This window comes from Xenorhabdus stockiae (genome assembly GCF_002632825.1).
GTDB lineage: Bacteria > Pseudomonadota > Gammaproteobacteria > Enterobacterales > Enterobacteriaceae > Xenorhabdus > Xenorhabdus stockiae.
Genome location: NZ_NJAJ01000003.1, coordinates 106,097 through 118,637, shown reverse-complemented (window position 1 = coordinate 118,637; position 12,541 = coordinate 106,097). Strand labels below are relative to the sequence as shown.

Below are 12,541 nucleotides of genomic sequence, written 5' to 3'. Positions count from 1 at the left end.
GGAGTTGGGGATTCATGCCTAAGTTTTTTATAGAACGACCAATCTTTGCATGGGTAATTGCGATTATCACCATGCTCGCTGGTCTGTTGGCGATAATGAAATTACCTGTGGAGCAATATCCTGCCATTGCTCCTCCATCGATTGTTATTTCGGCTACTTATCCGGGCGCTGACGCAATAACGTTACAGAATACGGTCACTCAGGTTATCGAGCAAAATATGAATGGTATCGATAACCTTGTGTATATGTCTTCCAACAGCGACTCAGCAGGCCGTACTAGTATCACTCTTACTTTTGAAGCAGAAACCAACGCCGATACAGCTCAGGTTCAGGTACAAAACAAACTACAGCAGGCGCTCCCTCTGTTACCTCAGGAAGTCCAACAGCAAGGTGTTAGCGTTGAGAAGACAACCAGCTCATTTTTAATGGTTGCGGGTTTCATTTCTGAGAATAATACCATGTCTCAGGAGGACATTTCCGATTACGTTGGAGCCAATGTCAAAGATTCCCTGAGCCGCGTAGGTGGAGTGGGTGAAGCCATGCTGCTTGGTACTCAATATGCCATGCGTATCTGGCTCGATCCCGATAAACTGCTCAACTATAAAATTACCGCGCTGGATGTCATGAAGAGCATCAAGGCGCAGAATAATCAGGTTGCCGCCGGACAATTAGGGGCAGCCCCTTCTGTTCCCGGTCAGCGTCTGAATGTTTCTATCATTGCCCAGACTCGCCTGAGCTCTCCTGAGCAGTTTAGTCGGATCCTGCTGCGGGTTAATCCTGATGGTTCCAAAATCACTCTGGCCGATGTTGCCACTGTTGAACTCGGTGCCCAGCACTATAGTTTTCTTGCCCGATTTAATGGTAAACCGGCATCAGGTATAGGTATCAAATTAGCAACAGGTGCTAACGCGCTGGATACTTCTAAAGCGGTCAAGAAAGCACTGTCAGAAATGCAGCCTTACTTCCCGCATGGCTTAAATATTGTGTATCCATATGACACCACCCCTTTCGTTAAGATTTCTATTTTCGAAGTGGTGAAAACACTGATAGAAGCTATTCTGTTGGTATTTGTTGTCATGTACCTGTTCCTGCAAAACTTCCGGGCTACACTGATCCCAACCATTGCTGTTCCGGTCGTATTGCTGGGGACATTTGCTGTTCTGGCTGCATTTGGCTATTCCATCAATACATTAACCATGTTCGCCATGGTATTAGCCATCGGTCTGCTTGTTGATGACGCAATCGTCGTAGTAGAAAACGTCGAGCGCGTCATGCAGGAAGAAGGGCTTTCACCAAAAGAAGCAACAAAAAGATCAATGGGACAGATCCAAAGTGCTCTGGTTGGTATCGCGCTGGTTCTTTCCGCAGTATTTGTTCCGATGGCATTCTTTGGTGGCGCAACAGGGGCAATCTATCGCCAGTTCTCCATCACCATCGTCTCGGCAATGATCTTGTCTGTATTTGTTGCCCTGATCCTGACGCCAGCACTTTGTGCAACGATGCTTAAGCCGATTGCCAAAGGCAGCCACGGTATTCAGACAGGTTTCTTTGGCTGGTTTAACCGTTTATTCGAAAAAAGCACTCATCATTATACTGACAGTGTCGGGCGCATGCTGCGCGGTACAAGGCGTTATCTGCTGATTTATGTCATGCTCATCGCAGGAACGGCTTTGTTATTCATTCGTATCCCGGCATCTTTCCTTCCAGAAGAAGATCAGGGTGTATTGCTGGCAATGGTTCAGTTACCTTCCGGCTCAACTCAGGAGCAAACACAGAAGGTACTGAATGAAATTAATGATTACTTCCATACCAATGAAAAAGACGTTGTTCAGTCTGTATTTACCTTAAACGGCTTTGGTTTTGCCGGTCAGGGGCAAAATATGGGGCTGGCGTTTGTCAGCTTAAAAGACTGGGATGAACGTAAGGAAGACAAAGATAAGGTTCCGGCAATTGTAAACCGAGCTAATATTCGTTTTTCACAAATTAAAGAAGGGATGGTATTCGCATTTAACATTCCGTCTATCGTGGAATTAGGCTCTGCCAGTGGTTTTGATTTCCAGTTAATTGATAAAGGAAACCTTGGGCATGAAGCACTGACAAATGCCCGTAATCAATTACTGGGCATGGCGGCTCAGAATCCAGATATGCTGACCGGTGTGCGCCCTAATGGCCAGAATGATACACCTCAATACCGCTTCTATATCGATCAGGAGAAAGCAGAAGCACAGGGTGTCTCTATCAATGACATTAATATCACGCTCAGTACAATGTTTGGCGGTACCTATGTGAATGATTTTATTGATCGTGGCCGTATTAAGCAGGTCTACGTTCAGGCTGATGCCCGTTTCCGTATGCTGCCAAAAGATATTTCCAAATTATATGTCCGTAACCTCTACGGTGAAATGGTGCCATTTTCGACATTCATGGACACTACCAAAGAACCGTGGATCTACGGTCCCCCGCGCCTTGAACGCTATAACGGATTGCCATCCATGGAAATTGTCGGTGAAGCCGTACTTGGAAAAAGTACTGGTGAGGCAATGGCTCTGATGGAAAAACTTGCGTCACAATTGCCGGCAGGTATTGGCTATGACTGGACGGGAATGTCTTATCAGGAACGACTTTCAGGTAATCAGGCTCCGGCTTTATATGCCCTGTCTCTGCTTGTGGTATTCCTCTGTCTGGCAGCCCTGTATGAAAGTTGGTCCATACCATTCTCTGTAATGTTGGTTGTTCCATTAGGTGTTATTGGTGCATTACTGGCAACCTTTATGCGTGGTATGGATAATGACGTCTACTTTAAAGTTGGTTTGCTGACAACAATCGGCCTATCTGCAAAAAATGCCATCCTTATTGTTGAATTCGCCAAGGACTTGATGGAAAAAGATGGCAAAGGGCTTATTGAATCAACGATGGAAGCAGTCAGAATGCGCTTACGCCCTATTCTGATGACATCTCTGGCGTTCATGTTAGGTGTCATGCCTCTGGTACTGAGCAACGGTGCAGGCTCCGGTGCTCAAAATGCCGTAGGAACTGGCGTACTGGGTGGAATGATTGCAGCGACATCTCTGGCAATTTACTTCGTCCCTGTATTCTTCGTTGTGATTAAACGCCGTTTTAGCAAAAAAAATGAGGATACTGAACACATTTCATCTCCTCATTAAATTCAATAAATAACTTTAAAGGCCACTCCGGTGGCCTTTTATATTGGAAAAATGGCATTAGATGAAAAAATTTTTTACTGATATTTCAACAAAAGACAAACACTCTTACAGTAAGCAAAATAAATATTTATAAAAAATACCTTACATTTAAAAGTGATACCTTTACGTTTTTTATAATAAAGGGAAGATAAGTCGGGAACTTAGCATCTTTTTCTTCTGATTAGCCATTTAATGATAAAAAATGTTCCCCCACACTGATGACATATGCAATAATGGCATAACATTCATTTTTAACGCTGCAATACAATTCATATATAGACCAAACTCAAGTTGCAAGCATAAAGCCGGCGTATAAACACTATGATAGATAACTATGTGTAAGATGCTATGTAAGTGAGTACTGCTAACAGGGCAGCCAGCAAAAAAGTAGCAATTTGAAAGAGGGTAGGTATATAATGATTTGCGTGCCTATTGCTATAACATTCACTATATTAGTATAATTCAATATATTCAATGACACATGCGTTTACACCCACCTTTTAGCTGATAGCTAGCCTTTGGCCGAAGCCTGAAGTAAATTGGCAATCGTTTAAATGAACTGGTGGTGAACAGAAAAACAGAGTTTTATTATTAATAAATAATAATCATGTTTTGATAGGCTTAATTTTAAAAGAACGACTATAATAATTGATATGTATAAGCCTTAGTTCAAATAAGCCGTGCGTTGTTTACGGGAGGGTGTTTATGGATGAATATTCACCAAGAAGACATGATATTGCGGAATTAAAGTACTTATGTGAAAATTTAATTCACGAAGCATTTTCAGTGTTGAATCGCACTGATAATCATTGGATCAATGATCTGACTTCCGAAAAGAACTTAAGACTAAACGAATTGATTGAGCACATTACGGCGTTTGTCTGGAGTTTTAAAATTAAATATACTGATAACTACAATCTCAGTACCTTAATTGATAAATATCTGGATGAAACATATAATTTGTTTGGTAGTGATAAGATAAGCTTTGTTGAACTAACAAACTGGCAAAGAACAAACGAACACTTAACGAGTATTCTACTACATGATTTGAACGCTTCTTTAAGCAAAATCTGATAAATATATTCTTAACCATTTTTATACCAAATAAGATAAGGCGACCATGACTAAAACTGACTATCTGATGCGTTTGAGAAAATGCACTTCTATTGAAACGCTGGAACGTGTAATTGAAAAAAACAAATATGAGCTTTCGGACGATGAACTGGAATTGTTCTATTCCGCAGCTGACCACCGCCTGGCTGAACTGACCATGAATAAACTCTATGACAAAATCCCATCGTCTGTCTGGAAATTTGTTCGATAATACGTTGTCGTGATCAGATAGGAAGTAGTGAAGGCCGGTAACTATTATCGGCTCCCATATATTGGTTATTTCTTGATTGAACTGAGTATGGGATAAAAATAGCGAACCAAAATGGGTGAGGGCTCTATCAGCGACATCCCAGCACACACATCCCCTGCTATGGCTGCTTCTTTCCAGATCTGACCAAGTTAACAAGTTAGCATTGCGGGAGAACCAATAGAGCCCTCATTGACGTTTGCTTTCAACTTCAAAGCGGCGCTCATTATCTTGCATACTATTAAAAATAGCAAGCCACTCTGGTCTAAATGTCTATTTATTATCCATAACACAGACCCAGTGACAACTCATTTATTTGACTGAGTCGCATTACCGTGATGTCAATTGCAGACTCTACGCATGAATTTTTAAGTTCATCAATAGTGACCAAAGAGTCCCCCCGATAACATAAATAACCGAGTCGTATGTTGATACCAGCGTAAATGCCCCCAGCAAAAGAAGCAACCAGGAAAGGTGGAGAGTATAATTCATGAAAATTATAATCATGCTCTTAATTAAAATAACAAATAAAATAGTTTAATAAGATTACTCACTAGCGACTTTCTATTTAAATAGATTTAAGCAACACCATATTAAAAAAATGATATTTAAAGAATTACGCTTAAAAATTTATTACTCAGGCATAGCAAAACAATCATTAAACTAAATAACCAACCAATAAAAATGACTAATACGACTATAAATGTAACAATCAATAAATAAATTCGGTAACATAAAATATCAATTGAAAATTATGTATATCAATGGATTTCATCAGGTTTTAAGTAATAAGAGAACAAAGAGTTGACCGGAACCAGCCAAAGACTGGCCTCCGGTAGAGGCTAAAGCCTCTAATTAGTCTTTAGGAACATTGTAGACAGCTGTATGCTTTGCAGGAAAAACAACACATCAATTGTAGGCACTTTCTCCATGTGCAGTAATATCTAACCCTTCTCTTTCTGATTCAATACTGATACGTAACCCGATTGCCTTATCAGCAATCTTGAATGAGATGTAAGCGGCTACAGCTGACCAGACAACACACACCAAGATGCTAACCGCCTGTACACCAATCTGTCTAAGCATCGTCATACCTTCCGCAAAACCGGTCCCGCCCAAAGTAGATGCAGTAAAAATACTCGTTAATAAACAACCAATAATGCCGCATACGCCATGAACACCAAAGACATCACAGACATCATCGACACGCAACCAGCGTTTTAATACAACAACGCCCCACAAGCCAGTGATACCAGCGATTATACCAATCACCAGAGCCCCCCCAATGCCAACAGTCGCAGCTGCGGGAGTTATGGCAACAAGCCCTGCAATACAGCCAGAGCATGCACCTAAAAGGGAGGGTTTATTGCGGAATATCCATTCTGAGAAAACCCATGACAACACGGCTCCTGCCGTCGCTGCCATTGTGTTCACAAGTGCCAATGCTGCAATAGCATTTACTGCTCCAGCCGAGCCGACATTAAATCCAAACCAGCCAATATAAAGGATCGCCGTGCCAATAAAAGTCATAGGCAGATTATGCGGTTTAAAGGATTCCTTGCCAAATCCAGAGCGTTTCCCTAGTAAGTAAGCACCAACTAAACCTGCAACAGCGGCGTTAATATGCACGACTGTTCCACCAGCAAAATCTAGAGCTCCATCCTGAGCCAGCCAGCCACCACCCCACACCATATGAACCATAGGAATATAAGAGGCAGTAAACCACAATACTATGAAAATCAGTAATGCAGAAAAACGGACCCTTTCACACAAGGCTCCAACAATTAAAGCCACAGTAATACATCCAAATGCCCCCTGAAAAACGACATAAATTAATTGATAAAAACTACCACTCAAATCAGTGATGGATATACCTTTCAGCATAACTTGCTTAAACCCACCGAAAAAAGGATTCCCAGCTTCAAAAGAAAGACTATAACCATAAATAATCCAAAGAACCCAAACGATTGAAAAACTGACAATCACTTGTGACATCAATGACAAAACATTCTTACGGCGCAACAATCCGCCATAAAATAAAGCTATACCGGGTATAGTCATAAAAATCACAAGGATTGTATTTATCAGCATAAATACAGTATCAGCTTTATCTACCAAATTCCCCGCCGCAAAAGCATAAGAAGGAACACCAGCCACAAGGCTGGCCATAATTAATAGCTGTTTTCTCATTTCTCTTCCCCCATTCACAATGCCGCGTCATTAACTTCACCTGTCCTGATCCTGACGGCATGCTGTAATTCAAAGACAAAGATCTTGCCATCACCCATTTTTCCCGTGAAAGCAGCTTGCTTTATCACATGAATAATTTCTTCTACTCGTTCATCATGAGTGGCAATATCAAGTTTTACTTTTGGTAGGAAGTTGACACTGTACTCAGCTCCCCGATAAAGCTCTGAATGACCTTTTTGACGACCAAAACCCTTTACTTCAGTGATAGTCATGCCTTGTATGCCTATATCTGAAAGGGCTTCCCTTACCTCTTCTAATTTAAAAGGCTTAATGATGGTAGTGATCAACTTCATATATCCCCCGCTTTTTATCTGTACTTACCAAATAGTATTTACAAGAATGAATTACAGGAGATAATTGCAAAGGGAATGCCAAAAATTAAAAGTTATTTTTAGTCAAAAAGTTATAAATGAATTGTACTGAAAGAAGATGTAAGAACGGGAGTAACCTGTTCAGCCACTCCCGATATGCACACTAAATGTGCAGAGGTTCGTTTAATGTTTCGCCTACTTGTTGCAGCTGATACATCTGGTAATAACGGCCACGCCTTTCCAGTAGCTGTTGATGCTGCCCCTGCTCTACAATTGCACCACGATGCAGCACAAATATGGAATCAGCCTCAACAATCGTTGAAAGACGATGAGCTATAACTACCAAGGTTGTCTGTTTACGGATCAGCCGTAATGCCTGTTGAACGGATTGTTCTGTCCCTGAATCAATATTTGCTGTAGCTTCATCCAGAATCAGAATTTGTGGTGTTTGCACCAAGACACGGGCCATTGCCAAAAGTTGTTTTTGCCCGGCAGAAAGCGTATTTCCCTGCTCTCCCAGTCTTGAATAAATACCTTCCGGTAATTTGCGTACAAATTCTGCCAGTTGCACCACTTCAAGTACCTGCCAGACTTTTTCCTCACAAATATCTCGTCCTAACGTGATATTATCGAAAAATGAGGTAGCCAGAATAACAGGATCCTGTTGAACCATTGCCACACCATTGCGCAAGGTGGTGTGAGAAAGCGAAGATACCGACCGCCCATCAAGATAAATCTCACCACTCTGCCATGGATAATACCCCATCAGCAAATTAGCCAATGTACTTTTGCCACTTCCAGTATGCCCAACTAAAGCAATAAAACCCCGTGATGGTACATGCAGATTGATATTATCTAACACAACTTTGTCATTACGATAAGCAAAGCTTAAATTTTCAACATCAATTCTGCCACTCGCTAGAATCTGTTTATCAACACCATACTTCTGCTGAGGGCTATCCATTAATTCAAAAACGCGTTCACCTGAAACCACCGCCTGCTGCAATAACGACTGCTGCGCTGTCAGTTCAATCAGTGGCTCATTCAAGCGCCCAAGGTAACTGATAAATGCATACAATACCCCTACCCCAATAAAGTCTGTTCCCTGAAAACCAAACAACAGCAATAAACCACACAATACTGCAGCAGAAAACAGGCTCAATAAAGGCCTTAACAGAACGCCATCCAAGCGCAATGCTTGCATTCGCGCCTGATAGTGAGCCCGATTAGTAGCAAACAATTTCTCACCAAAGCGCGCCTGTTGACGAAACTGCTGGATAACAGTCATACCATTAATGGCTTCATTAAACACATTATTAATATCAGCAAGGTATCCTCTTACCCGCCGAATAATGGGCGTACTGAAACGCTGATAAAGTATCATGACCAGAAAAACAGCAGGGAAGATAGTCAGCGCAACACTCGCCATACGCCAGTCTAAAAAGAACATTGCCATTAGCATTGCGCCAATCAGTGCAACGCTACGAAAAACCGTAGGAATGACATTCACAAACAGATCTTTGATAACTTCCGTATCATTTGTCACACGGGAAATTAACTGCCCGACAGGTTGGTTATCAAAAGTACTTAGCGGCTGACGCAGAGCTGAATCCATAACATCTGTTCGAATTTGTTGCACTACTCCTACAGATGCCTGATTAAACAATAGAGATTGGAAATAATGTAATGCAGCGGCCACCACCTGTAATATCAAAAATACAACCGCAAGGCCACTGGCAATACCAAGCGGGATGTGGCCGGTTGAAACCATATTATCGATAAAATAACTGATGAGCATTGGACCACTGACTTCTGCCAGAGCAGCTACCCATAACATAATTACAGCCAGAATAATGGGCTTACGATGATGTTTACTGTAAGACAGCAGGCGCTTTAAAGACGGCCAGAGTTTGCGTGTATTAGGCTTTTCCATACCAGTGTTACTCATATTCACCATCCAATGCAGCTTCAAGTTGTTGGTATTGATACATTTCTGAATACCAACCAGATTGTGCAATGAGCTGTTTATGCTGCCCCTGTTGAGAAATCATGCCATTTTGCATAACCAGAACATTATCCGCTTCTACTAACGCCGATAATCGATGCGCACTGATAATAACAGTACGCCGCCGCCGCCATTGACTGAGGTTTTTCATGATCTGGTGCTCAGTCTGACCATCTACAGCAGAAAGGGCATCATCCAAAATCAAAATTTCTGCATCTAATAGTAGTGCTCTTGCGATAGAGATGCGTTGCTTTTGACCGCCTGAAAGCATAACACCCCGTTCTCCGACCTCTGTTTGATAACCTTGTGGTAACCGCAGAATATCATCATGAACATTTGCTAAACGGGCAACTTCCTCAATTTGTTCTTGAGTAGCATCTGGACGCCCTAAAGCAATATTCCCTGCAACCGTATCGGAAAATAAAAAAGGTGTTTGGTTCACGACAGCCAGCCGTGAGCGCCATTCATCCATCCTCAATGTAGAAACATTTTGGGACTGGAATAGAATTTCACCATCAGTAATATCAAACTGACGTTGCAATACAGCGAGTAATGTACTTTTTCCTGACCCAGTCGGCCCACAAATGCCTAATAATTGCCCCGGCAATAACTGAAAATAGATATTCTGCAAAACAGGTTCACTATAACCGGGATAAATAAAGGTGTTGATATCCGCAGTTAATGTACCACGCTCCGCAGATAAGGCGTGTGAACCGTCTTCGATCACCAAAGGTTCCTGTAATAGACTGAGAATACGCGTATAGGCCGCACTGCCACGCTCAACAATATTGAACATCCATGCCAGCGCTAACATAGGCCAAATCATCAGCCCTAAATACATAACAAAGCTTGTCAATTCACCTAGTGTCAGAGAACCATTTACTACCATCCAACTTCCTCCACCGACTGCCAGTAAGTTAGAAAAACCGATGGCAATGAAGATAGTGGGATCAAAACGAGCATCCACTCGTGCAACACGCATATTTTTGCGGCCAGCTTCGGTGGCTACTTCTTCAAACTGACTGGATTGTAGGTCTTCCAATCCAAAAGCTTTGATCATTCGAATACTGGTTAAACTTTCCTGAGCATGGTTATTCAGTGCAGAAAAAGCACCTTGGGCTAATTTAAAACGATGGTGAAGTTGTTGACCGTACCGTTTAATTACTAATGCCATAATAGGCATAGGTAGCAATGATAATAGAGTTAATTGCCAGCTTATCTCTACGCTCATCACAATAAGTACAGCGCATCCCATGACTAAGGCATCAACGAAAGTAAGTACTCCCTCACCTGCTGCAAAAACAACTCTATCAACGTCATTTGTTGACCGGGCAATTAAATCCCCCGTTCTGTGACGTAAATAAAATTCAGGATCCTGACGGCTCAATCTCTGGTAAAAATCACTACGCAGCTTAACAGCCAAACGATAGGAAGCTCCAAATAACCATACCCGCCAAACGTATCGCAGGCCATATATAGCTACCGCTATAACAAGCATGATTCCTATCCACATCAATAATTGATTGGATGACATTGTTTTGGTACTAACGCCATCAACAATAATTCCAACCAAACGTGGAGGAATTAATTGCAATATCGCAACCATCACAAGAAAAATAATGGCTCCTAAATAGCGGCGCCATTCACTAAGAAAATACCAACGTAATTGAGAAAATAATCTCACAAAACTATTCCCGAGGTAAAAAATGAAAGGATCAGCGCCCACTTCACCAAAGAGATTTTAGTCATTGTCTAATCTGGTATAGGTAACGCCGTTGTATATTTTATTTTTTCCATTGCAAAGTTTGAGGTCACATCTATCAAGCCAGGTATCCCATTAACCATGCGTTTGTAAAACTGATCATAACTTTTCATATCAACAACTTCTACATGCATTAAATAATCATATTCTCCAGCCATACGATAGAACGTTAAAACCTCCGGCATCTCTTTGACAAAAGTAACAAACTGCTCATACCACTCACTACTGTGTTGCTGAGTTTTTATCATGACAATCACAGTCAGGCCTAATCCAAGCTTCTCTCCATTAAGCAACGCAACTTTTCCAACGATATATCCTTCATCTTCAAGCCGTTTAAGACGTTTCCAGCAAGGTGTAGAAGTCAAATTAACGGCTTCTGCCAACGTATTCAAGGACAGACTACAGTCCTGTTGGAGCAGCTTTAATAGCTTGCGGTCTGTTTTATCTAACATACCTATATCCTGTAGAAAATTTTCCTAAAAATAAAGAACAGCTTCAAAAAGATAACAACCTATTTCTCCAAATGTAAGAGTATTCTATACATTGAAAATATATTTTACCCAGGGTCAATTTATGTCATCTTTATGGGCTGCTAATGCCATAAAATCTATTCAAGCTGATTATCAACGTAGTGCTGATACCCATCTAATTAAACTCAATCTACCCATGTTTCCAGGGATTGATCTGTATCTTAAAGATGAAAGTACTCATCCTACCGGTAGTCTTAAACACCGACTGGCTCGCTCACTTTTCCTTTATGCACTCAGTAATGGCTGGATAGATGAAGGAACTCCCATTATTGAAGCCTCATCCGGCAGCACCGCTGTTTCTGAAGCTTACTTTGCCCGTTTACTTGGCCTGCCTTTTATTGCAGTAATGCCTACCTGCACAGCTAAACGCAAAATTCAGGAAATAGAATTTTACGGTGGAAAATGTCACTTTGTAGAACATTCAGCCCTTATTTATGAAGAGTCAGAACGTCTGGCAAAAGAATTGAATGGCCATTATATGGATCAATTCACTTATGCTGAACGCGCAACTGACTGGCGAGGTAACAATAACATTGCCGAAAGCATTTTCCGCCAGATGGAATTAGAGCCCTTTCCTGAACCAACTTATATTGTGATGGGAGCAGGAACTGGCGGAACCTCCGCAACACTGGGCCGTTATATGCGCTATCAGGGACACGCTACCAAGCTTATTGTTGTTGATCCTGAAAACTCCGTTTTCTATGATTGCTACCAGCAGAATTGCCGACAACTCCGTAGCAGTACCAGCAGTAGAATCGAAGGTATTGGACGCCCTCGCGCTGAACCTTCTTTTATACCCGATGTAATCAATGGCATGATGCAAGTTCCTGATTGTGCGTCTATCGCCACTATCCACTGGCTGGAAAAACTCATTGGCAGAAAAACAGGTGCCTCAACAGGAACCAATGTCTGGGGAGCTTTACAGTTAGCCAAGCAAATGCATGATAACAACCAACAAGGTTCCATCGTAACTTTGTTATGTGATAGCGGCGAACGCTACCTTGATACCTATTACAATCCTGACTGGGTAAAAAATAATATCGGTGACCTCACGCAATATCTCACACAACTACCCAAATTAAATAGTTATGAGTAACATACCTCCTTCAATTTAAAAAGG

Annotated in this window: 9 protein-coding genes and 1 other RNA gene; 4 read left to right on the top strand and 6 right to left on the bottom strand. The window is 41.7% G+C overall.

Annotated elements, in window-relative coordinates:
• Positions 1–14 precede the first annotated feature (14 nt).
• From Xsto_RS01795 to Xsto_RS01785, 3 genes are all read left to right on the top strand, one after another.
• Positions 15–3,164: an efflux RND transporter permease subunit gene (locus Xsto_RS01795; RefSeq protein WP_099123911.1), complete on the top strand. Its 3,150-nt coding sequence runs from the start codon at positions 15–17 to the stop codon at positions 3,162–3,164.
• Between the two features lie 744 nt (positions 3,165–3,908).
• Positions 3,909–4,277 (top strand): Hha toxicity modulator TomB, encoded by a 369-nt coding sequence (gene tomB, locus Xsto_RS01790; RefSeq protein WP_099111573.1) that lies wholly within the window; start codon positions 3,909–3,911, stop codon positions 4,275–4,277.
• 46 nt (positions 4,278–4,323) lie between these two features.
• Complete coding sequence (locus tag Xsto_RS01785) at positions 4,324–4,527, top strand: HHA domain-containing protein (RefSeq protein ID WP_010845060.1); 204 nt, start codon at positions 4,324–4,326, stop codon at positions 4,525–4,527.
• 122 nt (positions 4,528–4,649) lie between these two features.
• On the opposite strand, the gene ffs is transcribed toward Xsto_RS01785, so the two are convergent.
• From ffs to Xsto_RS01755, 6 genes are all read right to left on the bottom strand, one after another.
• Positions 4,650–4,746, bottom strand: an RNA gene (gene ffs / locus Xsto_RS01780) — signal recognition particle sRNA small type.
• A 726-nt stretch (positions 4,747–5,472) separates the two neighbouring features.
• Positions 5,473–6,753 (bottom strand): ammonium transporter AmtB, encoded by a 1,281-nt coding sequence (amtB, locus tag Xsto_RS01775; protein ID WP_099123910.1) that lies wholly within the window; start codon positions 6,751–6,753, stop codon positions 5,473–5,475.
• 14 nt (positions 6,754–6,767) lie between these two features.
• Positions 6,768–7,106, bottom strand: coding sequence for a P-II family nitrogen regulator (glnK, locus tag Xsto_RS01770; protein ID WP_099123909.1), 339 nt, complete (start codon positions 7,104–7,106; stop codon positions 6,768–6,770).
• 181 nt (positions 7,107–7,287) lie between these two features.
• Positions 7,288–9,081, bottom strand: a complete 1,794-nt coding sequence (locus Xsto_RS01765) for a SmdB family multidrug efflux ABC transporter permease/ATP-binding protein (RefSeq protein ID WP_099111570.1) — start codon at positions 9,079–9,081, stop codon at positions 7,288–7,290.
• Positions 9,065–10,813 (bottom strand): SmdA family multidrug ABC transporter permease/ATP-binding protein, encoded by a 1,749-nt coding sequence (locus tag Xsto_RS01760; RefSeq protein ID WP_099123908.1) that lies wholly within the window; start codon positions 10,811–10,813, stop codon positions 9,065–9,067. Before Xsto_RS01760 ends, Xsto_RS01765 begins: the two co-directional genes overlap by 17 nt.
• Positions 10,814–10,881: 68 nt before the next feature.
• A complete protein-coding gene (locus tag Xsto_RS01755; RefSeq protein WP_099111568.1) occupies positions 10,882–11,343 on the bottom strand; it encodes an Lrp/AsnC family transcriptional regulator in 462 nt (153 codons plus the stop codon).
• Between the two features lie 121 nt (positions 11,344–11,464).
• On the opposite strand from Xsto_RS01755, the gene Xsto_RS01750 reads away from it, so the two are divergent.
• A complete protein-coding gene (locus tag Xsto_RS01750; RefSeq protein WP_099123907.1) occupies positions 11,465–12,517 on the top strand; it encodes a PLP-dependent cysteine synthase family protein in 1,053 nt (350 codons plus the stop codon).
• Positions 12,518–12,541: the final 24 nt, after the last annotated feature.